General features: G+C 59.4%; 21 protein-coding genes and 3 pseudogenes. 14 read left to right on the top strand and 10 right to left on the bottom strand.

From position 1 onward, the window contains the following. Positions 1-127 precede the first annotated feature (127 nt). From CUN63_RS26860 to CUN63_RS26855, 3 genes and pseudogenes are all read left to right on the top strand, one after another. Positions 128-553, top strand: a complete 426-nt coding sequence (locus CUN63_RS26860) for a YciI family protein (RefSeq protein ID WP_129443873.1) — start codon at positions 128-130, stop codon at positions 551-553. Between the two features lie 191 nt (positions 554-744). Then, positions 745-935, top strand: a pseudogene (locus CUN63_RS32815) (hypothetical protein); the annotation flags it as partial. A gap of 59 nt (positions 936-994) precedes the next feature. Beyond that, a pseudogene (locus CUN63_RS26855) lies at positions 995-1,210 on the top strand (DUF1254 domain-containing protein); the annotation flags it as partial. 24 nt (positions 1,211-1,234) lie between these two features. On the opposite strand, the pseudogene CUN63_RS26850 reads toward CUN63_RS26855, so the two are convergent. Continuing rightward, a pseudogene (locus CUN63_RS26850) lies at positions 1,235-1,685 on the bottom strand (DUF3313 domain-containing protein); the annotation flags it as partial. A gap of 109 nt (positions 1,686-1,794) precedes the next feature. Between CUN63_RS26850 and CUN63_RS26845 the strand changes: the two are divergent. Next, complete coding sequence (locus tag CUN63_RS26845; protein WP_129443871.1) at positions 1,795-4,146, top strand: tetratricopeptide repeat protein; 2,352 nt, start codon at positions 1,795-1,797, stop codon at positions 4,144-4,146. Positions 4,147-4,296: 150 nt separating this feature from the next. Here CUN63_RS26845 and CUN63_RS26840 read toward each other — a convergent pair whose 3' ends face one another. Then, the gene (locus tag CUN63_RS26840) at positions 4,297-5,265 is read right to left on the bottom strand and encodes a hypothetical protein (protein ID WP_129443869.1); all 969 of its coding nucleotides are present in this window, start codon (positions 5,263-5,265) and stop codon (positions 4,297-4,299) included. Positions 5,266-5,527: 262 nt separating this feature from the next. Between CUN63_RS26840 and CUN63_RS26835 the strand changes: the two genes are divergently transcribed. After that, positions 5,528-6,028: a hypothetical protein gene (locus tag CUN63_RS26835; RefSeq protein WP_129443867.1), complete on the top strand. Its 501-nt coding sequence runs from the start codon at positions 5,528-5,530 to the stop codon at positions 6,026-6,028. Between the two features lie 51 nt (positions 6,029-6,079). Here the strand turns inward: CUN63_RS26835 and CUN63_RS26830 are convergent, their stop codons facing one another. After that, entirely contained in the window at positions 6,080-6,562 is a 483-nt protein-coding gene (locus tag CUN63_RS26830) for a DUF934 domain-containing protein (protein ID WP_129443865.1), read from the bottom strand. Next, complete coding sequence (locus tag CUN63_RS26825; protein WP_129443864.1) at positions 6,559-8,232, bottom strand: nitrite/sulfite reductase; 1,674 nt, start codon at positions 8,230-8,232, stop codon at positions 6,559-6,561. Before CUN63_RS26825 ends, CUN63_RS26830 begins: the two co-directional genes overlap by 4 nt. Before the next feature lie 394 nt (positions 8,233-8,626). Here CUN63_RS26825 and ccoN point away from each other — a divergent pair, with 394 nt between their 5' ends. Then, positions 8,627-10,105 (top strand): cytochrome-c oxidase, cbb3-type subunit I, encoded by a 1,479-nt coding sequence (gene ccoN, locus CUN63_RS26815; RefSeq protein WP_129443863.1) that lies wholly within the window; start codon positions 8,627-8,629, stop codon positions 10,103-10,105. Positions 10,106-10,120: 15 nt separating this feature from the next. Further along, complete coding sequence (locus CUN63_RS26810; protein WP_129443862.1) at positions 10,121-10,342, top strand: cbb3-type cytochrome c oxidase subunit 3; 222 nt, start codon at positions 10,121-10,123, stop codon at positions 10,340-10,342. Between the two features lie 144 nt (positions 10,343-10,486). On the opposite strand, the gene CUN63_RS26800 is transcribed toward CUN63_RS26810, so the two are convergent. Further along, positions 10,487-10,981, bottom strand: a complete 495-nt coding sequence (locus CUN63_RS26800; protein ID WP_129443860.1) for a hypothetical protein — start codon at positions 10,979-10,981, stop codon at positions 10,487-10,489. A 69-nt stretch (positions 10,982-11,050) separates the two neighbouring features. Continuing rightward, a complete protein-coding gene (locus CUN63_RS26795) occupies positions 11,051-11,827 on the bottom strand; it encodes an AraC family transcriptional regulator (RefSeq protein WP_129443858.1) in 777 nt (258 codons plus the stop codon). A gap of 92 nt (positions 11,828-11,919) precedes the next feature. Between CUN63_RS26795 and CUN63_RS26790 the strand changes: the two genes are divergently transcribed. Beyond that, positions 11,920-12,612, top strand: coding sequence for an aspartate/glutamate racemase family protein (locus CUN63_RS26790; protein WP_129443855.1), 693 nt, complete (start codon positions 11,920-11,922; stop codon positions 12,610-12,612). A 1-nt stretch (position 12,613) separates the two neighbouring features. Here CUN63_RS26790 and CUN63_RS26785 read toward each other — a convergent pair whose 3' ends face one another. From CUN63_RS26785 to CUN63_RS26775, 3 genes are all read right to left on the bottom strand, one after another. Beyond that, complete coding sequence (locus CUN63_RS26785; protein WP_129443853.1) at positions 12,614-13,135, bottom strand: GNAT family N-acetyltransferase; 522 nt, start codon at positions 13,133-13,135, stop codon at positions 12,614-12,616. 37 nt (positions 13,136-13,172) lie between these two features. Continuing rightward, entirely contained in the window at positions 13,173-14,165 is a 993-nt protein-coding gene (locus CUN63_RS26780) for a LysR family transcriptional regulator (RefSeq protein WP_129443850.1), read from the bottom strand. Between the two features lie 87 nt (positions 14,166-14,252). Beyond that, complete coding sequence (locus tag CUN63_RS26775; protein WP_129443848.1) at positions 14,253-14,693, bottom strand: carboxymuconolactone decarboxylase family protein; 441 nt, start codon at positions 14,691-14,693, stop codon at positions 14,253-14,255. A gap of 207 nt (positions 14,694-14,900) precedes the next feature. Here CUN63_RS26775 and CUN63_RS26770 point away from each other — a divergent pair, with 207 nt between their 5' ends. From CUN63_RS26770 to CUN63_RS26755, 4 genes are all read left to right on the top strand, one after another. Next, positions 14,901-16,334 carry a PLP-dependent aminotransferase family protein gene (locus tag CUN63_RS26770; protein ID WP_129443846.1) on the top strand — a complete coding sequence of 478 codons (1,434 nt, stop codon included), beginning with the start codon at positions 14,901-14,903 and terminating at the stop codon, positions 16,332-16,334. A 123-nt stretch (positions 16,335-16,457) separates the two neighbouring features. Next, positions 16,458-16,751, top strand: coding sequence for a putative quinol monooxygenase (locus CUN63_RS26765; RefSeq protein ID WP_008150809.1), 294 nt, complete (start codon positions 16,458-16,460; stop codon positions 16,749-16,751). Positions 16,752-16,941: 190 nt separating this feature from the next. After that, complete coding sequence (locus CUN63_RS26760) at positions 16,942-17,352, top strand: cupin domain-containing protein (RefSeq protein ID WP_129443844.1); 411 nt, start codon at positions 16,942-16,944, stop codon at positions 17,350-17,352. 228 nt (positions 17,353-17,580) lie between these two features. Next, on the top strand, positions 17,581-18,291 hold the full coding sequence (locus CUN63_RS26755) for an ATPase (RefSeq protein WP_129443842.1): 711 nt from the start codon (positions 17,581-17,583) through the stop codon (positions 18,289-18,291). Between the two features lie 173 nt (positions 18,292-18,464). Here CUN63_RS26755 and CUN63_RS26750 read toward each other — a convergent pair whose 3' ends face one another. Continuing rightward, entirely contained in the window at positions 18,465-23,372 is a 4,908-nt protein-coding gene (locus tag CUN63_RS26750; protein ID WP_129443840.1) for an NAD-glutamate dehydrogenase, read from the bottom strand. A 503-nt stretch (positions 23,373-23,875) separates the two neighbouring features. Between CUN63_RS26750 and CUN63_RS26745 the strand changes: the two genes are divergently transcribed. Both CUN63_RS26745 and CUN63_RS26740 read left to right on the top strand, forming a co-directional pair. Next, positions 23,876-24,229, top strand: coding sequence for a hypothetical protein (locus CUN63_RS26745; protein WP_129443838.1), 354 nt, complete (start codon positions 23,876-23,878; stop codon positions 24,227-24,229). A gap of 290 nt (positions 24,230-24,519) precedes the next feature. Then, positions 24,520-25,479, top strand: a complete 960-nt coding sequence (locus CUN63_RS26740) for a MoxR family ATPase (RefSeq protein WP_008150800.1) — start codon at positions 24,520-24,522, stop codon at positions 25,477-25,479. Positions 25,480-25,484: the final 5 nt, after the last annotated feature.

The raw sequence follows: 25,484 nt of genomic DNA, 5'->3' as shown, positions 1-25,484 counted from the left end.
TACACCGCTATCGCGAGCAAGCTCGCTCCCACAGGATCGGATGCATGCAAGGCAGCCAGCGCTGTCGATTCAAGTGACGGCCATTCGACTAACCTGTGAATCACTCACATCCAGCGGAGATAAGACCATGCGATTCATGATCATTGTGAAAGCCAGCCAGGATTCCGAGGCCGGTGTGATGCCCAGCGAGGAACTGTTGACCGCGATGGGCAACTACAACGAGGAGCTGGTCAAAGCCGGCATCCTCATCGAGTGCGATGGCCTGCAACCCAGCAGCAAGGGCGCCCGGGTGCGATTCTCGGGTGAAAAGCGCACGGTGATCGACGGCCCGTTCGCCGAAACCAAGGAACTGATCGCCGGCTACTGGATTTGGCAGGTGAAGTCGAAACAAGAGGCAATCGAGTGGGTCAAGCGCTGCCCCAACCCGATGCCAGGCACCGACGCCGAGATCGAGATTCGCCAGGTGTTCGAGGCCGAAGATTTCGGGGCTGAGTTCACACCGGAGTTGCGAGAGCAGGAGGAGCGACTTCGCGAGCAGGCGAAAAAACGCTGAATAATCCAATCAATGTGGCAAGGGGGCTTGTCCCCCTCGCCACATCGGCAGTCCATGGATCTCTACCCCCTGTTTCCCAACAACTTTTTAGTACACGGAACTCACGCAAACGTGTACAAAAAACCAAGGATTCCCCCTTCGGCTGGCGAACCCGGCGTCAGCTGCTAGCTTCAACAGAGTGTCCTACAGGCCCGGTACCCACCCTCCAGGATGACTACACGCCCGCGCCTCACGACACCAATATCCACACCAATGACGTTCTAATGCGTGGCACTTAACCCTCGCTCCCGGCGATATTATTGGTGTGGCGCAGTTGCTGCGCGCCACCGTGCCAATCAACACTCGCCCCCACCCAAACGGCGGCTACAGCAACGGCGATGGCCTACTGCAATTCGCACAGCTCGCCGGGACCAACGTCACCTTCGGTATGAGGACTTTGATATGCACGTTGCAATTCGCGCAGCCGGTTTCAGCCTGATGACGATGTTCGTCAGTTGCGGCGTCGGTGCTCGGGACCTCGATATGCGGATCGGCAAGATCGCGATGGCAGGCGAATCGCCGACCCAAGAATCGATCGCCAGGCTTTACGCCGAGCTGGATTTCCAACAGGCGACCCAAAGTTATCTGTGGGCCTTGCCGCTGGTTTCCTACGCGCTGTGACAGGAAGAACTCCGTGACAAACTCGGCGTTCAGGCGGCGACCTGTCGGTGAGTGATGCAGCGCCTCCACGATCATTCCCACGAGTGCCTCAGTGGCTAGGTCGGTTTCCTGAGCGCGAATGCCACTGGCCGTGTTCACAGCCGCTGCCACCAGGGCGATCGAGATCACTTCATAGAGCTTCAGGCTTTCAGTCTTGCTGCTCACGGCGGTGATGGCGGCGCGCACCACGATCACACCCGGATCAGGACCTGCGGCCAACGGCCAACGGCAGGGATTTACCGATTTCGCGCTTGAGTGCCTGATCGTAGTAACGGGTGATTCCGTTCAGGGTCGCCTGAGGGATTTTCACGGTCGGTTGAGGTTTGGGATAGAGCTGGGTCGGTTCGATGTAAACACTGGTGAATTTGTTGATGTCGAGTTTGGGGTCCACCCAGCGCATCACCATGACCGTGGCACCCGAGGGTGGCAACGCTACACAGTAAATCACAACCGTCATTTGACAGACGCCGGCCATCCGGCAAAGTTGCGTCGAGCTTGAACGCGCGCCTGACGGCAAACGCACCCGGACTATGGAAGTCGCAATGCCGAAACATAAAAATAAAGCGGTACAGACAAACCCTGATTCGCCACCGACCTTGATTAACCGTTACCTGTTTCCCGTCACCCTCGGCGTCTTGCTATTGGCCGTCGCGGGCATCGGCTGGTTTCTGTTCAGCAGCAAACCGGCCCCCGTGACTTATGCGCCTGTCAGTACGCCGGTCGCTCAGCCGGTCAAACCGCAACCGGTTGCCGTGGCGCCGGCAACGATGGTCGATGAGCAACAATGCCAGGGCTGCCACAGCGAGCAGGTCAAGGACTGGCAAGGCTCCCATCACCAATTGGCGATGCAGGAAGCCAATGCCGAGACGATGCTGGGCGACTTCAATAACGTCTCCTTCAAAGCGGAAAATGAAACCACCCGTTTCTCGCGCAAGGGCGACGAATTCTGGGTCAACACCCCCGGCATTGACGGCAAGAATGCCGACTTCAAGGTCGCCTACACCTTCGGCATCGCGCCGTTGCAGCAATACCTGATCGAGGTCGGCGAAGGTCGGTTGCAGGCCCTCGGCGTGGCCTGGGATACCGAGAAGCACCGCTGGTTTCACCTCTATCCGGGCCAGGGTGTGAACTTCAAAGACCCGTTGCACTGGAGCAAGCCGAGCCAGAACGCCAACTTCATGTGCGTCGAGTGCCACACCACCGGTTACAAACGCAATTTCAATGCCGCAAAAAACACCTTCGACAGTCACTGGAACAGCCTCGGTGTCGGCTGTCAGGCTTGCCACGGTCCGGCCTCCAATCACCTGGAATGGACGGCAAAAAAAGGTGACCTGGTCCATGCCGGTTTTGCCCTCGACCTGAAGGACAAGAACGCCACTGTCGAAATCGAAACCTGTGCCCGCTGCCACTCGCGCCGCGCGCCTTTGGGCGACGGCTTCACCACTGGCAAGCGCCTGATGGATGACTACCTGCCGAGTACCCTGACCCGCGAGTTGTATGCGCTGGACGGCAAGATCAAGGACGAAGTGTTCGAACACGGCTCCTTCGCCCAGAGCAAAATGTTCGACAAGGGCGTGCGCTGCAGCAACTGCCACAACCCGCACAGCACCGAGCTGAAGGCACCGGGCAACGGTGTCTGCCTGCAATGCCACAACACCGCCGGCAAGACTTCGGTGAACGGCGTCGACGGCAAAGGGCTGCAAGCGAAGAACTACGATTCCATCGAACACACCCGCCACACCATGGGCCAGCCGGGTTCGCAGTGCATGGATTGCCACATGCCCGGCAAGTTCTACATGGGTAATGACTTCAGGCATGACCACAGTTTCAGCATCCCCAACCCTGAGCGGGCGAAAAAACTCGGCACGCCGGATGCTTGCCTGACCTGTCACCAGGGCAAGGCTGGCGACAAGGTCACCGAGCAATTCAAGCTCTGGAACACCACCACCGCGCAGGCGCCGCGTTACGACGAAAGCCTGTGGCTGATTCGCAACGGTCAGCCCGGCGCGGCACAAGCCTTGTACGAACAGCTTCAACGCAGCAACTTGCCAGCGATTCAGCGCGCGACCCTGCTCGCCGAGTTGCCGCTGTACCCAAGCGAACAGGCGTTGAAACTGGCTACCAAGGACTTGAGCCACCCGGCACCGCAAGTGCGTGAAAGCGCCGTCCGGGCGATCAGCGCGTTCCTGCCACCACCGGAGCGCGCGTCGCTGCTGACGCCGTTGCTGCATGATCCGGTGAAGGCTGTGCGGATTGTCGCGGCTCGTGACCTGCTGAGCGTGGCCCGTAATGGTTTAGGCAACGCCCAGGACAACTGGAATGCAGCCATCGCCGAGTACGAGGAGGTCCAGAAGAGCCTGGCCGAACGCGCTGAAGCCAACCTCAACCTCGCCATGCTCTATCAGGCCAGCGGTCGTAGCGGCGAAGTCGCAGCGCTGCTTCGCACCGCCCTCAAACAAGATCCTGATTTCTACCCGGCACTGGTGACGCTGGTGCAATGGCTGGAGGCGAACGGACGCAGTCAGGAAGCTCAGACGCTGCTGGAGCAGAGCCTGAAAGCACATCCGGATGCCGCCCTGCTGCAACACACTCAAGGCCTGTCCCTGGTGCGCGCTGGCAAATCCGCCCAGGCCATGCCGGCCCTGCGCAAGGCTGCGCAACTGGAACCTCAGAACGCTCAGTACGGTTACGTGTTGGCGGTGGCGTTGCACGACAGCGGCAAGGTCGATGAGGCCTGCCAAGAGCTGGAGCGGCTGCTGAAAGTGCAACCGGCCAATCGCAATGCCCGGTTGTCGTTGATCCAGTACTACCTGGATAACGGGCAGGAACCGAAGGCGCAGGTGCTGCTGCAAGGCTGGAAGAAAATGAACATGGGGGATCCGGCGTTGAAGTGATGGGGGGCTGATCCAAAGGCCCCTCGCGAGCAAGCTCGCTCCCACATGGATCTCTGGTGTACACAGATTGTGTGGCCACAACAGACCCACTGTGGGAGCGAGCTTGCTCGCGATGAGGCCGGCGCAGACGACAACAATCTCGGCTCTGAATTACCAGGACGACCCGCTCTTCAACGCCAACTCCCGCCGACTATTCGCCCGCATCGCCTTGATCGACGACACCGTCCCCACCAGTAAAATCGCCGCGCCGAACAGGAAGTCGATGTTGTACAGCTGAAAGTCCTGCAACGGCCCGACCAGAAACACCCGGATCGCCCCGATACTCACCAGCGTGGCGAGAAAATCGATGCCCGGCTCGTCGCGATAAAACACATGCATCAGCGGCAGGCAAATCACCAGCAGCAACAGCAAGACGATCACTTTGAACGAGCCTTTGCGCTCGACGCTGAACGCACATTCGTTGACGGCGTAAGGCTTGTAATCCTCGTCACGCACCAACGCGTTTTTCTCGTTGATGTACTCGGCCCGGTTGTACTTTTGAATGGGCGTAAAGGTGTTCGACATCTCCATCACCGTGGTGATGTGGCGAAAGCGCAAGTCGATGCGCTCATTGCCCTTGAGGTAATACAGCACCGGTTTGTAGCCGTAGCGGTAGGTGTCGAAGGGAAACTCGGTGAAGCGCCCCTGCACGCCGATCGGTCGCGGCTCCAGCTCCGCATAGGCGCTTTTGTTGTCTGACGCGAGGTTACGGCTCAGGGGTTTGATCCTGACCTGTTCGAGAAAAATCGGCGTGGCGCCGTAAGACCATTGCAGCGGTTCCAGGCGCAAGCGCAGCTCGTTTCGGCCCAGGTCGTAGCGGTTGAAAGTGCGCTCGGAAACAATCACCGCGCCGCTGAGCATGAACTCGCCACGCAGGTTGTTGGTGATGCGTAGGGTCAGCTGATCCTTGCCCAGCGACAGCGCATCAGCGGCCGGTGGCGTGCCGCACCAGGCGTAACTGTCGAACGCGCCACCCAACTGCCCGCCGCGGTTTTCCTGGAACACATAAAAGTAACCGCCCCACAGGGTCAACATCAGCAGAAACGCGGTTAACCCTAAAATCTTCTTGCCCACACTCAAACCAGACTCCTTTCGGTACGACTTCCTTATGAGGTGCGGACTCTACCAAAGTGCCATCATCGACCCAAGTACAAATGCCTTGCGCCACCACACAACATCTCCCAAGGCGTGCGACTACACCGAATTAATTTAAATTCTGGATGATGGCTCACTGCCATTAGTGCTAGAGTCCGCGCCGGGCAGTCAGCCCCCAATACTCACAACGAGGCGACATGAAGCGTACCTCGGCCAATGACGGCAATCCCGGTCTCAAGGATCATCAATGAAAGCTCTCCGCACGCTGTTCACCGTTACAGCCCTGACCGCCACACTGCTGACTTCGGGCTGTGCAAGCATCGTAGGCGACAGCAAATACCCAGTGAACGTGTCGAGCACTCCAAGCGGTGCCGACTTCACCATCAAGAACAAGGACGGAGTCATCGTTCATAACGGTTCCACGCCCAATACCGTTACCCTGCCTTCAGGTCGTGGCTACTTCAAAGGTGAGGCCTACACCATCACGTTTAAGAAAGAAGGTTATGCCGATACCAGCGCTACGCTGGAAACCAGCATGAGTGGCTGGTACTGGGGCAACCTGTTATTGGGGGGGGTGATTGGCATGCTCGTTGTCGATCCACTCACTGGCGCGATGTACAAACTTCCCGCCGACGCTGCGGGCAATCTTGGCAACCCACTGCCTGGTGAAGCGCCAAAAAGCCTGACGCTGCTCGAAATTGATCAGCTTTCTCCAAGCGATCGAGCTGCTCTGGTCCGCATCAACTGACAGCGCTCGGCGCATCCAGCTCTACAGGATGCGCCGTCCTCACCGGGGTTTCTACTGACGCCGTCGAAACAACGGCCGCGGCTCAATTACCGAACGCCCATACAGCACACTCATCCCGGCCAGCCCCTTGAGCGCATCTTCAACCGACTTGTCCTCACGCACCGCAAAGCTGTCGAACCCGCATTGACGCATGTGGCTAAGTTGATCGCGCAGTACGTCGCCGACCGCGCGCAACTCGCCCGTCCAGCCCAATCGAGTGCGCAGCAAGTACGCCTGGCTGTAACCGCGACCATCACGGAAACTCGGAAAGTCGAGGGCAATCAGCGGCAGGTGTGAAAACCACGGCTTGAGGCTGTCCACTTCATCGTCCGGCCCCAACCACACACCCTTTTGCGGTGGACCTTCAAGCCAGCGGGCCAACGGCAGAATCACTGCACCCGCCGGCCATTCATCGTTGACATCCCTGACCAGGGTCCATGGATCATCAGCGACAATCCGCGCCACACCCTCCTCCAGCCGTAGCACATTGTTCATGCCGACACCTCCAACAGCTTCGGATAGACCTGCTCTTTGAACGGTTCCAGACCGATGCGCTGCAAGGTGTCGACGAACACTTCCTCACTCTCGCGGTAATTGACGAACGTGGCGATGATCCGCTCGATCACCCCGGGTACTTCGGCGGCGCTGAAGGACGGGCCGATGACTTTGCCCAATGCGCTGTTCTTGCCCTGAGCCCCGCCGAGGGTGATCTGGTACCACTCGCTGCCGTTCTTATCGACCCCCAGAATGCCGATGTTGCCGATGTGGTGGTGGCCGCAGGCGTTTATGCAGCCGGAGATGTTCAGGCTGATGTCGCCCAGATCATGCAGATAGTCGAGGTCTTCGAAGCGTGCCTGAATCGCTTGCGCGATAGGGATCGACTTGGCATTGGCCAGCGCGCAGAAGTCGCCGCCGGGGCAGGCGATGATGTCGGTCAGCAAGCCGATGTTGGCGCAGCCCAGGCCCTGTTCGCAGGCGCGGCACCAAAGCGTGTAGAGATCAGCCTTGGGCACGTCGGGCAACACAATGTTCTGTTCATGGGCGATGCGAATTTCGCCAAAACCGAACTGCTCGGACCAGTCGGCCACGGCCTCCATTTGCTCGGCCGTGACATCACCCGGCGGTGAGGCGATGCCCGGTTTGGTCGACAGCACCACGCTGGCGTAACCCGGCACTTTGTGTGGCTGAACGTTGCGCGACACCCAACGGGCAAAGGCCGGGTTTTCGGAAAGGCGTGTGCCGAAATCGAGGTCGGTGTCCGCCAGAGCGCGGTAATCCGGCGGCACAAAGGCACTGGCCACGCGCTCATATTCGACTTCAGTCAACTGCGCCGGACCGTCCTTGAGGTACTGCCACTCCTCCGCCACTTCCCGGGCAAAGGCTTCGATGCCCAGCGCCTTGACCAGAATCTTGATCCGCGCCTTGTACTTGTTGTCGCGCCGACCGTGGCGGTTGTAGACCCGCAGCACCGCCTCTACGTAGGACAGCAAATGCTGCCACGGCAACCCTTCGCGAATCTGTAAACCAAGGATCGGCGTGCGCCCCAACCCGCCGCCGACGATGACCCGCAGCAGCATTTGCCCGTCAGTGCCCGGGTAAAGATAGAGGCCGATGTCATGCATCATGATCGCCGCCCGGTCCTGTTCCGCCGAGCAGATGGCGATCTTGAACTTGCGCGGCAGGAACAGGAATTCCGGGTTGATGGTCGACCATTGCCGCAGGATTTCCGCCAGCGGTCGTGGGTCGATCATTTCGTCCGCCGCCACCCCGGCAAAGGCTTCGGTGGTGATGTTGCGCACACAGTTGCCGGAGGTCTGGATCGCGTGCATTTCCACTTGCGCCAGGCGCTCGAGAATGTCCGGCACCTGGGCCAGTTCGATCCAGTTGAACTGCATGTTCTGCCGGGTGGTGAAGTGGCCGTAGCCACGATCGTAATCCCGGGCGATGCTCGCCAGCGTACGCATTTGCGGCGCGCTTAACGTGCCGTAAGGAATCGCCACCCGCAGCATGTAGGCGTGCTTTTGCATGTACAGGCCGTTTTGTAAACGCAGCGGCAGGAATTCTTCTTCGCTCAACTCATCCGCCATGAAGCGTTCGATCTGATCGCGAAACTGCGCGACCCGCTCAAAGACCAGGGCCCGGTCATAGTCATCGTACTGATACATGTGGCTACCTCATCAGGATTGATCGGGCTCTGCACAACCCCTGTGGGAGCGAACTGTGGTGAGGGGATTTATCCCCGTTGGGTCGCGAAGCGGCCCCCGCGTCCGTTCAGACAGACCGGTTTGTCCGGATTGACGACTGCTTCGCAGCCGAACGGGGATAAATCCCCCCACCACAGGTCGCTCCCACAGGAATTTCAGTGAGCTTGAAGCTCTATGGCCCGTTTTCTTGAGTCGACTATGGACCTGCGACGCAGTGCGTTACAGATTCAGCTGAACGCTAAAAAACCGTATCAGGTTGTGGCAGATGGCCGCAGGGTTACCTCAAATCTGATTCGCATAAATGATGTTTTCCTGAGCCTGTTTTGTTTTTCACAAGGTTTCTACAGTGCACGACATGCCAGTCCGGGTGGCCTGGCAAGACTTTGCAACCGTGGAAGCATTGACCACGAGCACAGCAACAATCGGACTGGCCTATAACTACAAGGTCGTCCGCCAATTCGTCGTGGCAACCGTGGTTTGGGGTGTCGTGGGGATGGCGATGGGGGTGTGGATCGCCTCGCAACTGGTGTGGCCACAGATGAACCTCGACCTGCCGTGGACCACCTTCGGCCGCTTGCGCCCGCTGCACACCAGCCTGGTGATTTTCGGCTTTGCTGGCAGCGCGCAATTCGCCGCCAGTTACTACGCGGTGCAGCGCACCTGCCAGGTGCGGCTGTTTTCGGAGAAGCTCGCGGCATTCACCTTTTGGGGCTGGCAGTCGGTAATCGTGGTGATGCTGATCACCCTGCCGCTGGGCTACACCACCACCAAGGAATACGCCGAGATCGAATTTTCCGGCGCGGTGTGGATGACGGTGGTCTGGGTCGCTTACGCCATTGTGTTCTTCACCACCGTGGTGCAACGCAAGACCAAACACATCTACGTCGGCAATTGGTTCTTCGGCGCGTTCATTGTGGTGATCGCCATGTTGCACGTGGTCAATCACCTGGCGATTCCGGTGGACTGGTTCAAGTCTTATCCGGTGTATTCCGGGGCGACCGACGCCATGGTGCAGTGGTGGTACGGGCACAACGCAGTGGGTTTCTTCCTGACCACCGGGTTCCTGGGGATGATGTACTACTTCGTGCCAAAACAGGTCGGGCGACCGGTGTATTCCTATCGGCTGTCGATCGTGCATTTCTGGGCGCTGATCACCCTGTACATCTGGGCCGGCCCGCACCACTTGCATTACACCGCGCTGCCGGACTGGGCGCAGTCGCTCGGCATGGCCATGTCGCTGATCCTGCTGGCACCGAGTTGGGGCGGGATGATCAACGGCATGATGACGCTCTCGGGCGCCTGGCATAAATTGCGCACCGACCCAATCCTGCGCTTTTTGGTGTTGTCCCTGGCGTTCTACGGGATGTCGACTTTCGAAGGGCCGATGATGGCGATCAAAACGGTCAACGCCCTCTCCCACTACACCGACTGGACCATCGGCCACGTTCACGCCGGCGCTCTGGGTTGGGTGGCAATGATCACCTTCGGCTCGCTGTACCACATGGTCCCGAAAGTCTTCGGCCGCGAGCAGATGTACAGCACGCCGCTGATCAACCTGCACTTCTGGCTGGCGACCATCGGCACCGTGCTGTACATCGCCTCGATGTGGGTCAACGGCATCACCCAGGGCCTGATGTGGCGGGCGATCAACGACGACGGCACGCTGACCTACTCCTTCGTCGAAGCCTTGCAGGCCAGCCATCCAGGGTTCGTGGTGCGCTTCGCCGGCGGTGTATTCTTCCTCAGCGGCATGTTGCTGATGGCTTACAACGTCTGGCGCACAGTGCGGGTTTCGGACGTTGAAATGGCCCACCGCGAAGCGCAGATTGCCTGAGGCAAGGGGCTTGAGATGATTGAGGTCGTGCTGAATGTGTTGGGCGTCGCGGGGCTTTGGCTGGCGGTTGAATACTGCCTGAAGCATCAGACGGCAGAGAGTCTGGATGAAGCCAGTTTGATTGCGTTTGCCGATGACCCGGAGGTGGCGCGGCGGGTGGAATTGGCGACGGGCAAGCGTGTGAAGACGGTGGCGCCGGAAGAAGCGAAACCGGGTTGGGGCAACCTCGAAATTTGACGCAACGCAAATCCAATGTGGGAGCGGCGATGCGGCGATCCGACTTGCTCGCGAAGGCGGACTGTCATTCAACATTGATGTTGAATGTTATGGCCTCTTCGCGAGCAAGCCCGCTCCCACAGGGTATGTGTCAGGTCAGAGAGTTCAGCTGCGTTCGCGGGGGATCAGGCTCTGCAACTGCTGCGCCAAAAAGTTCGCATCGAACGCAAATGTATCCGGGTCTTTCAAGCCATTGGTCTTGCGCCATTGCCAGCTACTGGACGGTGGCAGGCACACCAGCGAAATGCTGCCGTAGCGCGCGGCCGTCAGGCCCATTACGGCCAGTGAAATCTGACCACCGGCACCCATCACATCCGGCACAAACTCCACCGGTTTACCGGCAATCACAATGGACAGCTTCTCGGTCTTGAAGGCTGACGTCTCGACCGGAACGCTCGGCCCCGAGGCGACATAGGCCTCGCGGCTCACCTCCAGCAGATTCGGCGCCTGGACCGGTTCCAGCCATTGCTGGATCTGATCGAACAGTTCACCAATGCGCGTCGCCCACACGGCCGATTGCGACTCGAATAGTTGCTTCTTGTGCGCTTCGCTTTCTGCGTAATGGCGAAGCATCTCACCCAGTTGCTGTACGTCGTCCATTGCGGTGTTCCTTTGTTGAAGCGGTGCTGCGGACTTTGAGCATGGCAGATGCGCGCTGCCGGCGTACGACTAAAAGCGTGAACGGTATTGGCTGGGGGTCATGGCCAGGTATTTGCGAAAGGCACTGCCCATGTGGGACTGATGGGCGAACCCCGCGTTCAGGGCGATGTCGGCCAGGGACAGGTCGGTGTGTTCGATCATCCGGCGTGCCGCCTGAAGCCGCACTTCAACGAGGTAAGCGTGGGGTGTCAGGCCGATGGCCCGGGTAAAGTCGCGCAGGAAGCGCAGCTCGTTTTGTCCGTAGGTGGCGGCCAATTGTTCCAGGGTCAGGGGTTCGTGGAACTGCTCGGCGATCTGATCCAGCACTTGGGTGAAAACCCTGGACGTGACACGTTGCGCGGTATTGGTCTTCGGGTTCATCAAACCAACGAATTCCACCGCCCTTTGCTCAAGCGCCAGCCTGTCCGGTTGCGGAGCGAGCAACAGACGCCGCAGTTCCCGGCCCAGCATCAGCGCGCGGCGATTGCCCGAAGACTGCACACGGCGGTCAACCGAGGGTAAACACTGATTAGCCAACGGCTCGTCCAGACGCATCAGCAGGTATTCGCCACCGCTGGCCGATTCGGAAAACACCTCCACGCCGACCGGGGTGTAAGCCAGTACGCCAGGCAAGGTGTCGAAATCCACCCGATGATCCGAATCGATGGCGTGCACGCCGTGTTGACGTTCCAGCGTCACCCCAAGGGTTTGCCACTGCACAGGGTCACGCGCGCTGTAAGCCGCACGGGGCAAAAGCTGCAAGCAGAGTCTGCCGCCCAGCAGCTCCTGGCTCAGCGCCGCTGGCATGTGAAATTTCCTGATATATCGCGATGAAGAGCCACGGGTACTCTCAAATAAGGGCATGCTCGAACAAGGGTTGCCATCAACAGGAGCACGACATGCGCACCATCGGCCTTATCGGCGGCATGAGCTGGGAGTCCAGCGCCGAGTATTACCGTCTCATCAATCAGCAGGTACGCGACCGGCTCGGGCCGTTGCGTTCGGCGAAGTTGCTAATGTACAGCGTCGACTTTGGCCCTGTCGAACAGGCCCAGCATGCCGGGCGCTGGGACGATGCCGCGGCGATTCTGGTGGATGCGGCGCGTAGGCTAGAGGCCGGTGGTGCCGATTGCGTGGTGCTGTGTACCAACACCATGCACAAAGTGGCCGGGCAGATTCAGGCAGCGATCGCCATTCCCTTCCTGCACATCGCCGATTCGGCCGGTCAGGCTGCCGTCGATACGGGTGCGCTGGAGGTCGGATTGCTCGGCACAGCGTTCACCATGGAGCAGGACTTCCTCAAGGAACGCCTGACTTCAATGGGGCTGACCGTACTGGTGCCGGAGGCCGAGGAACGCCAAGCCGTGCACCGGATCATCTATGACGAGTTGTGCGTCGGGGTGACCAGCGAGGCGTCACGCAAGGTCTATCAGCAGGTCATCGAATCACTGAGCCGACGTGGCGCCCAGGCCATCATCCTCGGTTGCACGGAAATCGGCCTGCTGATCAAACCTGAGCACAGCGCCCTACCCTTGCTCGACACCACCGAACTGCATGCACAGGCGGCGGTGGCGTTCGCGTTGGGTGAGTGACTCAACCGGCCTTGGGCGTGCGACGCAGCCGCGCCATACTCAAGGCATCGACCCATCCGCCATCACGCACGGCGTAGTCGCGAAACAGCCCTTCGGTTTCGAAGCCGAACTTGCGATAAAGCCCGATGGCAGCTTCGTTGTCGGCGTAAACCGAAAGCTCGAGCCGTTGCAGGTTCATCCAGTTGTCAGCGATGTCCAGCGCCGCCGCCAACAGCTTCGAGCCGACGCCCTTGCCCTGCCAGCCCACCGCGACGCCCATGCCGAGATTGCCAGCATGGCTGCGACGGATCCGCGAAAACTGCTCCAGGCCGATATTGCCGATGACCGTCCCTTGATGCAGCGCCACCAGCTGCACCACACGCTCATTATCCGGCGCCAGGCGCTTGCGCCAGACTTCGGGGGACTGAAATGGCATTTGCAGTACCTGCCGGGTAATGGCCGGGTCGTTGTAGAGCGCGGTAATACCGTCAATGTGGGATTCTTTGAAACGTTCGAGGGAGATGACAGCGTCAGTGGCGGGCATGGGTGATTCATCCTTGAGACAGACATGGCCGCCCACTCTATACCGCCGAAGGTTGTTCGAACCACTCCCGCCGCTCTTCGAAGGTGTTCTGGATCAGCTCAACGATCATCTGCACCTGCGCTGAACCCTCGGACTGCGCATTGACCGCCACCCACACCTGCCGCTGCATCGGTTGACTGAACAGCCCCGGCAATGCAATAAGGCCGCGGTCGAAGCGGCTGATGTATCCGGGCAGCAGGCCAATACAGGCGCTGCAACGGATCATCTCCAGCATCAGTTCATAGGAATGCAACTGCACCACTCCGGCCAGGCGTTGGTCCACGAGGGTATTCCACGGCCGAAAACAGTCGACCTGACGGTCATGCTGCCATTGCACCAGCAGGAAATCCGCCAGGTCATCGAGGCTGTCTGGCCGCGACGCGACCCGTGAATAACGTTTGGCGATGTGGGGCAGATAGTCGAGCCGCGCCAGACGCCGAGGCTCGCTGACAGCAAAACTCGGGCCGGGCAGCGGTGAATCGGTGCCGGCCAGCCACAGCACCACATCGGCACTGACCGCTTGCAGGGACAGTTCACTGTCGAGGGTGATGATGTCCAGGCGCACGCTGGCGTTGCGCCGCAACAAGGCAACCAGATCGCGACCGAGAATGTCATGCAGGATCGATTCGGCGACGGCCAGGCGAATCAACGGCTGTTCGATCACCTGCAAGTCGCGCTCGTGGGCCAGGGCAATCAACTGCGATTGCAGCTGCAATCCGTCACGACTGAGGGCAACGCCATTCTCTGAGTGGCTGAACAGCGAGCACTGCAGTTGCGTTTCAAGCTGCGCCAATTGTTTGCGCAGTTGGGTGGCCTTGATGTTGAGGCTGCGGGCTGCCTGCATGAAACAGCCGCAACGGGCACTGACCCGAAAAGACTGCGCCAGCACCGGATCGATCCCTGCCGCCAGTGCGCGCCAGGATGAGGTTTTTTCTACGGGAGAGCGGTACTGCGCAACTTGCTGACGATCTGTGGTTTCCATGAATCGCATCGCTGACTCCCTGTCGATCTGTCCTTGAAAGCCTCATCCTGCGCAGCGTTTATGAACCTGACGTGACACTCAGGGCGGAAAATCGATTCAGCCTCCAGGGGTTTGCCGAAAACTCACCGCCAGTCGATTCCAGCTGTTGATGGTGGTGATGGCGATGGTCAGGTCGACCATCTCGCCTTCGCTGAACTGCTCCCGGGCCTGCGCGTAGACCTCGTCCGGCACATGGCTTTCAGAGAGCAAGGTGACGGCTTCGGTCCAGGCCAGCGCCGCGCGTTCTCGCGCATTGAAGAAACCGCTGTCGCGCCAGACCACGATCGAATACAACCGACGGTCAGTCTCGCCCAGGCGCCGGGCATCCACCGAGTGCATGTCGGTGCAGAAGGCGCAGCCATTGAGTTGCGAGGCTCGGATTTTGATCAAGTGCAGCAAGGCCGGCTCGATGCTGAGGTTGCTGGTCAAGGCCTCCATGGCAATCATCGCTTTCATCGCTTTGGGCGATGCGCTGTAGTAATCCAGGCGGGGGTTCATGGAGTGACCTCGTGGATCGAATGTGTGCCCCTCAAGGTAGGCGTTGATACGCAGGCGTTACAGATCCAATTCTGCGAAATACCCGTGGACCACTCAGGCACCAGACCAATCGGAGGTTTTTCGCCCTCGCAACTTTTGCGCTGGCGCTCATGCGGGTAATCTGGCCCGACGCACACGCGCCTCAATCGCCCCAGGAGCCTCGCCGGTATGGAACTTCACGTTGTCATCAACGGCCGCAAGGACCTGGCAGGCCAGTTGTACAACCAACTGCGCAGCGCCATCGAATCCGGCCGTCTGGCAGCCGGGACGCAACTACCGCCCAGTCGTTTACTCGCTGAACAATTGGGCATTTCGCGCAAGACCATTTCCGACACCTACACGCAACTGACCTACGAAAACTTCCTCACCGGGGTCATCGGCAAAGGCACCTACGTCAATGCCCGACCGGCGAAAATCACCCGTAAACAGAGCCATTCGGAGCTGGCCAGTGCCGAGGTCATCGAGTCCTGGCGCAACCTGCCGGTGTTCCTTCGCCATCCGACACTGGAAGGCTCGTTGCGCTACGACTTCATCGGCGGCGCCACCAGCAAGGGCCAGTTTCCCCAGGATGACTGGCGGCGCTGCACCGCTCACGCCTTGCGCCAGATCGCAGCTTCCAAGGGTTTCTACAGCCTGCCCGAAGGCCTGCCGGCGCTACGCAATGCGATCGCCCGGCACATCGCGTTTTCCCGCGGGGTCAATTGCCAGGACGAAGACGTGGTGGTGTGCAACGGCGCGCAACAGGCACTGGACCTGATCTCCCGGGTGCTCACCCGTCCCGGCAGCATTGTCGCCATGGAAGACCCCGGCTATCCGCCTGCACGCCTGTTGTTCGGTACCCACGGCGCCACGGTGATCGGCGTCCCGGTGGATGCGGAAGGCATTCAGGTGGACAAGATTCCCCTTGGCACCCGGCTGATCTATGTCACTCCGTCCCACCAGTTCCCGCTCGGCATGCCGATGAGCCAGGCGCGCCGGGTGGCGCTGCTGGAGCGGGCCCATGAGTTGGGCGCGATCATCATCGAGGATGATTACGACAGCGAATTCCGCTACGAAGGCCGGCCCACCGACTCGCTGCAAAGCATGGACGAACGCGGCATCGTCGCCTACGTCGGAACCTTTTCGAAAACCCTGCTGCCGGAGCTGCGCCTGGGTTATGCGATCCTGCCGCCAGCGATTCTCGAAGCGGTCATTCGCGCCAAGCAGCTCACCGACCTGCACACCTCCACCTTGCCCCAATGGGCGCTGGCCAAGTTCATCGCCGAAGGCTGTCTGCTCAAGCACATTCGGCGCTGCCATACGATTTATGCCGGGCGTCGTGAGCGGATCCTCGAGCGCATGGCCGGCGATCTGTCACCGTGGCTCGAGGCTGTCCCGACCACCGCCGGGTTCCACATGGTGGTTATGTGCAAAGTGTCTATCGATATTCCATTGGTGATTACACTTGCGAAAAAGGTCGAAGTCGGGGTGTATCCCATCGACAGCTTTTTCTATCAGCAAGCGCCGCAGTCCGGGCTTTTCCTCGGTTTTGGCGCCATTGAAACCCTGGACATCGACATCGCCCTGGACCGCCTGCGGGACATTTTGCAGCAGGTTACCTGACGGATTGGTCTGCGTTTTTATCCCGCGATTGGCTATTGGTGGTCCGGGGATGCGGGCCTATCCTGCATAAGTGTTATCCCTCAATGAGCAGGATTCGTCCGGCCTGATTCAGGAGTGTGAGCAATGTCCAACGAAGTGATCAATACCGTTAAGGTGCAGGCCGCCGCCGGCCGCTCGGACGAACTGGGCAAGCAACTGCAAAAAATTGTCGACACCCTGCGCGAACTACCGGGCTGTGATTCCTATATGGTTGACCGCTGCCCCGAGGACGACAACCGCTGGACTGTCAGCGCCCGCTGGCAATCGGAAGCGGCCATGCAAATGCATTTCAACTGCCCTGAAGTACAAGGCTTTATCGGCCTGATCGACAGCCGTCTGGCCAACAGCGTCGACTTCAACAGCTTTCCTATCGTTTAGAAAATTAGGTCGCCGCCTTCGGCCACTCCTACAGGGCAATGGGTACCCCTGCAGGAGTGGCTGGAGGCGGCGATCTTGTTTTTTCAACGCGCATGATTGGTCCCCTCGCCTTCACGAAAATTGGCTGTTTGATTGGCCTTGGCCGAGACTTACTGTGGTCCCTGACGACTAACCAAAGCAGGTGATACCCATGAAAGCCTTCCGCTACTGCGCTGCCCCCCTCGCCGCTCTCGCCCTGACCGTTTCCGTCGCGGCATTCGCCCACGACCCATCGGAAAAAGTCACGGTGTTGCAGGACCAGATGCTGAAAAACGTGCCGGGTAAAAAAGCGCTGATGATCGAAGTCGATTACAAACCCGGCCAATCGTCCATTGCCCACAAGCACGAGGGCACGGCCATGGCTTACGTTATTTCTGGATCGATCGTTTCTCAAGTGAAAGGCGAGCAACCGAAGACCTACAAGGCCGGCGAGTATTGGTATGAACCGGCCGGATCGGAACATTTGGTCTCGAAAAATGCCAGTGCAACCAAACCTGCCAAACTCTTGGTGTTTATGGTGTTAGCGCCCGACGAAAAAGTATTGATCCCTTTGGAAAACTGATAGCTGTTGCGCCAGCCATAAATAAACAGGCTCGAATTAAGCATTCGGGCCTTTTTATTTCCCGGCGTAATTAACCGGGGCCTTTTAAACCAAACAAAACTAGTAGTCACCTGACAACCGCGGTGATTGGCCATTTCATTCAGTGACGACAGGTTTAGTCTGGAATCTCCGCCGTCTGTGTCCGGCCTATTAACTTTCCGACCCAAGTTGTTTCACGGGAGAAACACCATGAAACTTGCACTTGTCAGCACCTTGACGATGACGATTCTTTTAACGGGCTGTTCAATACCCACTGCACCGAAGGCTGTTTCTTCGCTCGACGGCGTCTTCACCGAGCCGGTGGGCCGCAGCAGCGCCACGCATGTCACCAATGGCAGCAACGTGTCCCTGGGCATCGTCTACAGCCGCAACACTCAGACTAACCGCGCCTACCTTCAGGATTACCAGGCCAACGCCGGCACCGGTTTCGGCCAGAGCCTGCTGGTGCAGTCGATTCACGACGCCTACGTCGCCACCTCCAAACCGGACCTGGCGGTGGACTGGGTCAAAGCATCCTTGCAACGTCAGTTTGGCTCGGCGACCGTATACCCCGACATGCAAAGCCTGAGAGCGGCGAAGCCGGACGTGGTCGCCATTGTCGATACCCGCAGTCAATTGATGACATCTCGCAGTTCGGATATCAGCGCGAATGTCAGCGCAGCATTCTACGATACCCACTTCAACTACATCGGCACTGCGAAAGGGCATGACGCTAAAGAACTGAGTCCGGTATGGGCGGACTATAAACGCAGCGAAGAGATAGTTGCCGACATTAACGAACAACAAAACGTGCAAGTTCGGGCCTTGCAGAAGTTTGACCAGTCGCTCAGCAATTTATTGACCAGACCGACAGATAAAGTGTCGATGATCGATAACACAACAGGCATAAATTTGTATTGAATGTGATACCCCCTTCGCGAGCAAGCCCGCTCCCACATTGATTATGTGTACGACGCAAAACTAATGTGGGAGCGGGCTTGCTCGCGAAAGGGTCCGACCAAACGACACAAATCCATCAGACCAAAAAAAAGCCCCGCCTCTTTCGAGACGGGGCTTCTTCATTCAGCGCCTGATCAGGCGGCCGGCTCCAACTCAGCGCTGGCAGTGACAGCGGCAGTGGTAGGCACTACCGCTTGACCGCTCAACGCCAGATCCAGCAACTCACGGTTGGCCACCGCATACATGGCGTAATCAGTGCCGCTGGCGGCACGGATTTCTACCAGCATGGCGCGCCAGCGTTCGATCATGCCTTCGTGCTCTTCCATCCACAGCTCCAGACGGGTTTCCACGTCCTGGGTGCCGTCGCCCTGTTGCAGGACCGAGATGGTGATTGCACGTTGTTGCCAGTCGACGTCATCTCGGAACGCTTCACGGGCCAGGGCCTGCCAGTTGTTTTCAACCGGCAGAGCGCTGATCTGTTGCAGGTACCAGGTGATGTCCAGCGCGCTACCAACAGCGAAGTAAGCCTTCGCCACGTCAGCTGCGTTCTGACCGGTCACGTCGGACGCTTCGATGATCGGCAGCAAGGTGTACAGGTGAGTGGTGCCTGCAACCATGCGCGCCAGCAACTCAGGAACGCCAGCCGCAACGTACGCCTGATAACGGGTCTGCCAGCCTTCGCGGGTCGGGCCTTCCAGCAGTTCGTCGAGCTTGAGGCCCAGCGCTGCCAGATGTGGACCGAAGTGCGCGACGTCACGGGCAGCATTCTGCTCGTTGCGACGGCTGCGCAGGAACCAGCGCGTAGCGCGACGGCCCAGACGCATCAGCTCATCCATCAGTTCCAGTTGCACGTCAGCGGAAACCTGGTAGTCCAGGGCTTCTATCTGCCGGAACCAGTGCGGGAGGTGGAAGATATCCCGAACAATTACATATGCACCGGCAACATTCGCCGGGCTCATGCCGGTCGACTCTTTCAGTCGTTGAACGAAGGTGATGCCCATGTGGTTGACCAGATCGTTGGCGATCTGGGTGCTGACGATCTCACGCTTCAGGCGGTGACGGCGCATGGCGTCGGCGAACTTGCTCACCAGGGTCGGCGGGAACGCAGTTTCCATGTCGCGCGTCAGGTAAGCGTCATCCGGCACCTGGGAGTTGAGCAGCGCTTCCTTGAGGTCGATCTTGCTGTAGGAGATCAGCACCGACAGCTCGGCACGGGTCAGGCCGTGGCCTTCCGCGAGGCGCTCGTTGATCGCTTCTTCAGACGGCAGGAACTCGATGGCGCGATCCAGCTTGCCGCGGCCTTCCAGATCGTTCATCAGACGCTTGTATTCGGCAATCCGCACGAAGGCACGGCGTGCCGCCAGGGACAGTGCCTGAGTCTGCTTGTAGTTGTTGCCCAGAACCAGGTTTCCGACTTCGTCGGTCATGCTCGCCAGCAACTGGTTACGTTGCTTGTCGGTCATGTCACCGGCATGAACCACTTCGTTCAGCAGAATCTTGATGTTTACTTCGTGGTCGGAGCAGTCCACACCACCAGCGTTGTCGATGAAGTCGGTGTTGGAACCGCCGCCATTGAGGCCGAATTCGACACGACCCAGCTGGGTCATACCGAGGTTACCGCCCTCGCCCACGACTTTGCAGCGCAGTTCGTTGCCGTTCACGCGCAGTGCATCGTTGGCCTTGTCGCCGACATCGGCGTGGCTTTCGCTGCTGGCTTTGACGTAAGTACCGATACCGCCGTTCCACAACAGATCCACCGGCGCCTTGAGCAAGGCGTTGAGCAGTTCGGTCGGGGTCAACTTGTCCGCCTGAATGTCGAAGCGCTCTTTCATCTGCGGGGAAATCGCGATGCTTTTCGCGCTACGGGAGAAGATCCCGCCGCCTTCGGACATGATGCTGGTGTCGTAATCCGACCAGGCCGAACGCGGCAGGTCGAACAGGCGCTGACGCTCGGCGAAGCTGTTGGCCGGCTCCGGGTTCGGGTCGATGAAGATGTGCAGGTGGTTGAACGCTGCGACCAGTTGCAGCTTGTCGGACATCAACAAGCCGTTACCGAATACGTCACCGGCCATGTCGCCGACGCCGACCACCGTGATGTTGTCTTCCTGAACATTGATGCCGCGTTCACGGAAGTGACGTTGAACGCCAACCCACGCGCCCTTGGCGGTGATGCCCATTTTCTTGTGGTCGTAACCGGCCGAGCCGCCCGATGCGAATGCATCGCCGAGCCAGAAGCCGTAGTCGATGGCGATGCCGTTGGCGATGTCGGAGAAGGTTGCAGTGCCTTTGTCCGCTGCCACCACCAGGTACGGGTCATCATCGTCATGACGCACGACGTTGGCCGGCGGTACCAGCGCGCCGTCTTTCAGGTTGTCGGTGATGTCCAACAGGCCCGAGATGAAGATGCGGTAGCAGGCGATGCCCTCGGCCGCGATCTCGTCACGGCTGCCGCCCAGTGGCAAGCGACGCGGCAGGAAGCCGCCCTTGGCGCCCACCGGCACGATGACCGAGTTCTTCACTTGCTGGGCTTTTACCAGGCCCAGGACTTCGGTACGGAAGTCTTCTTCACGGTCGGACCAGCGCAGACCACCGCGAGCAACGTTGCCGAAGCGCAGGTGCACGCCTTCGACGCGTGGCGAGTAAACGAAGATTTCGAACTTCGGTACTGGCTTCGGCAGCTCTGGAATCTGGTGCGGGTTGAACTTGAAGCTGAAGTAGGACTTGTTCTGACCGTGCGCGTCGGTCTGGTAGAAGTTGGTCCGCAGGGTGGCCTTGATCAGGTCCAGGTAGCGACGCAGGATACGGTCTTCGTTCAACACCTGGACGTCGTCCAGTGCGCTCAGAATCGCGTGTTCCAGACGTTGCTGCTTGTCTTCCAGATCGTCAGTACCGAGCTTGCGGGCCAGGTAGAAACGGGTTTTGAACAACCGGGTCAACTCGCGAGCGATGTCGGTGTGGTTGTTCAGGGTGCTGGCGATGTAACCCAGGTCGAAGCCCAGGCGAATCTGCTTCATGTAACGGGCGTAGGCACGCAGCAGCGCGACATCGCGCCATGGCAGGCCGGCGGTCAGCACCAGACGGTTGAACGCATCGTTCTCGGCATCGCCGCGCACGATGTGGACGAAAGCGTCCTGCAAGGTGTCGTTGAGTTGCTGGATGTCGAGTTCCAGGCCTTCAGCGGCGGTGAACGCGAAATCGTGAATCCAGAACTCGCGGCCATTGTTGTGACGCAGGCGATACGGGAATTCACCCAACACGCGCAGGCCAAGGTTTTCAAGGATCGGCAACACGTCGGACAGTGCCAGCGGGGTATCGGCGTGATACAGCTTGCAGTGCAACTCGCGTTGACCGGACACCTGGCCCAGTGGCTGATAGAAGCTCATCACCAGCGGATTGGATTCTTTCAGGCTCAGCAGGTGCTGCATGTCGACCACAGCCGAATGCGCGGCGAAACGCTCGCGGTAACCGGCCGGGAAGCCTTTCGGGAAGTCGGCCAACACGTTGGTGCCGTGGGCTTCGCCGAAGGTTTCGACGGTCAGGGCCGAGTAGTCGTCCTGCCAGCTGCGGCAAGCCTGGATCACTTCGTTTTCCAGCTGCTGCGGGTCGATGTCCAGACGGTTTTTCGGATCGACACGCAGAATCAGTTGCACACGGGCCAGCACGGACTCGGAGAAGAAGGTCCAGAACTCGCAGTCCGAGGCTTTCAGGCGATCCATCAGCACTTGCTGGATCTTCTGGCGCACTTCGGTGGAGTAGATGTCGCGCGGCACGTAGGCCAGGCAGTAGCAGAAGCGGCCGTACGGGTCTTTGCGCAGGAACACGCGAATCTTGTTGCGTTCCTGGATCTGCACAATCGACATCACGGTGGCAAACAGTTCGTCGACCGGGGTCTGGAACAGGTCGTCGCGGGGCAGCACTTCAACTACCTGCGCCAGTTCCTTGCCCAAGTGAGCCTTGGCCTGGAAGCCGGAACGGCGTTCGATTTCTTCGACCTTGCGACGGATGTACGGGATGACCCGCACGCTCTCGCCATACACCGAGGAGGTGTACAGGCCCATGAAACGGCATTCCTTGATGACGTTGCCGTCGGCGTCGATTTCACGGATCGACACGTAATCCGGGTAAGCCGGACGGTGTACACGGCTCGGGTGCGCAGCCTTGGCGAACGACAGCAGGGTCGGTTCGCGCAGGTAGTTCACGGCGTAGTCTTCGATGCGCAGGTCATCGTAGGTCAGGCCGGTGCGCAGCAATTTTGTCAGGCCGAGGAAGGAGTCCTGGTCGTAAACGATGTGGCCGCCATCGGCTTCATCGCGAACCACGAACTCTTCATAGCCGAGGAAGGTGAAGTGGTTGCCCACGAGCCATTCCAGGAAGCTTTTGATTTCGGCTTTTTCTTCAAAATCGACAGCGAACTGGCTGTTGTCCAGGCCGGTGAGGATTTCCTGGACCTTGGCTTTCATCGGCTCGAAATCGGCGACCGCGACGCGGACTTCACCGAGAACCTGTTCCAATTCCTTGCTCAGGACATTCAGTTCGGCCGAGTTGGCGCAACGGTCGATTTCCAGGTACATCAACGACTCTTGCAGTACGTCGTCGCCCTGGGTGCCTTTCGGCAGGATTTCCAGCAGCTCGCCCTTGCTGCCGCGACGCACGCTCAGCACAGTGGTTTGCAGGGTGTGGATGCTGTAGCCGCGACGGTTCAGCTCGGTGCGTACCGAGTCCACCAGAAATGGCAGGTCGTGGTGCAGCACTTCGACCGCGGTGTGGGTCGACTGCCAGCCGTGGCGTTCGTAATCGGGGTTGTAGACGCGCACTTGCGGTTGCGCGTGATCGAAGCGCTCAAGCAGGCGCCACGCAGAAAGGGTGCAGCCGGCGAGGTCGGACAACCGACGCTGGGTCAGCTCGTCCAGGGAAATGATGCCGAAAAATTGTTCAGCGAACAGCGCCACTTGTGGCAGTGCCTGTTCACTGATGTGCTGGGCCAGTGCCGCTTGCAGTTGGTGCTGGAAGTCGGCTTTGCTGGCTGCGGTGAAGAACGCCATCTGTGGTACTCCGCTTGGGCTTGTTATTGATGGAAGCGTCGCGTGCAAACCCCTTTCGGGGTAATCCGTCACCCTGCTCCTGATTCTCGGGCAGAGGAAACAGGATGACAGGTGGGTGAAGCTGGACGAGACACTCAGGTCACATTCACCTTCCATGAATGGGCATCTGCAAAAACGACTGGGCAACGTCCCGCGCAATGTCTTTACAGGTGCTCATCCGTTGCGCAGCTTAACCAGTGCGGCAAGCCCCGTGCTTGCAGCGCTGCGACATATTCGGTCATCGGTACGCAGCTTGCGCCTTGTGCATCGAACAACACTAGCAGCCGCACGGCAAAACGGGGGGTTCAAGCCCGGTTTTGCGGCACATCCGTACCAGAAATGACCAGCAACACCCCAAATGTTCACGACACATCCTCTGACACTCAGGCGAGCAGAAATTCCCGAGGGCTGGCAGAATCGCCCTTTGTTCGTCTTCACAACGCTCGTCGAGCCAGGAATCCCCCATGCAAATGACCACCGCCCTCTTGATCGTCAACCCGTGCGACGACGAAGAAGACAACATGGCCATGCTCTGCTGCCACAGCGATCAGGGCGATATGTTCCTGATGACCCGCTACCCGGACGAGGACGCGCTGGACATCACCCTCGACGGCGAGCCTTCGACGCTGGACGGCGTAAAAGTCACCCTCAGCCCTACCCGCCTGCTGATCGAAATCGCGGCGGCGGACGCTGATGCGCTGAATGGTGATGATTCGCTGGAAATCATTCACAGCACTGATGCGGCGGATTTGGCGGAAGTGGAAGAAACGTTGCAGAACATTCTCAAGGGTACTGGCACCTATATCAGCCAGCTTTGAATCTCAGCGCCTGAGCGGACGCCTTCGCGAGCAAGTCGGATCGCCGCACCGCCGCTCCCACATTCGATCGCATTTCTCCTGGCAGAACGCGATTAAGTGTGGGAGCGGGCTTGCTCGCGAAGAGGCCCGAAAGAACACCACCACCCTACCCACCCTGCAAAACTCCAACCATTTCCCGCACTTTGCACAAAATGCCGTTAGTCGCCGCCCCCCGCGATAGATTAAAGTAACGCCCCCAGCCCTGGCGTTATTCGAACGTCTTCGGTCACCCTTTCCAGGAACAGTCATCGATGGAACATCGTGAAGCGCTGCTAGCGCTGCGAACCTTTCTTTCAACGCAGATTCTCGGCCAGGAAAAACTCATCGAGCGCTTGCTCATCGCCTTGCTTGCCGATGGCCACATGCTGGTCGAGGGCGCTCCGGGCCTGGCCAAGACCAAGGCCATCAAAGAACTCGCCGAAGGCATCGAAGCACAGTTCCATCGCATCCAGTTCACCCCCGACCTGTTGCCCGCCGACATCACCGGTACGGAAATCTATCGCCCGGAAACCGGCAGCTTCGTGTTCCAGCAAGGCCCGATCTTCCACAACCTGGTGCTGGCGGACGAAATCAACCGCGCCCCGGCCAAGGTTCAGTCGGCCTTGCTCGAAGCCATGGGCGAGCGTCAGGTCAGCGTCGGGCGCAGCACATACGAGCTGTCGCCGCTGTTCCTGGTGATGGCCACGCAAAACCCGATCGAGCAGGAAGGCACCTATCCACTGCCCGAAGCGCAGCTCGACCGCTTCCTGATGCACGTGAAAATCGGCTTCCCGGACGCTGCCGTCGAACGACGGATCCTGCAACAGGCCCGTGGCGAAGCGTTGAATGGCGAAACCAAGCCCGAGCGCCGGGTCAGCCAGCAGGCGATTTTTGCCGCGCGCAAGGAAATCCTCGGTTTGTACATGGCCGACGCCGTGGAGGAATACCTGGTGCAGCTGGTCATGGCCACGCGCACCCCGGCCAAGTTCGACCCGGAGATGGCCGAGTGGATCGCCTATGGCGCCAGCCCGCGCGGTTCGATTGCCCTCGACCGTTGCGCCCGGGCCCACGCCTGGCTGGCCGGTCGCGACTTTGTCAGCCCGGAAGACATTCAAGCGGTGCTGTTCGATGTGCTGCGCCACCGCATCATTCTTTCCTTTGAAGCCGAAGCCGCGGGCATCGACCAGGACCGGGTGGTCCAGCGGATTCTCGACGTCGTAGCCGTCGCTTGACCCCG

It is taken from the genome of Pseudomonas sp. ACM7 (genome assembly GCF_004136015.1).
GTDB lineage: Bacteria > Pseudomonadota > Gammaproteobacteria > Pseudomonadales > Pseudomonadaceae > Aquipseudomonas > Aquipseudomonas frigoris.
This window is presented reverse-complemented; position numbering and strand designations above follow the sequence as displayed.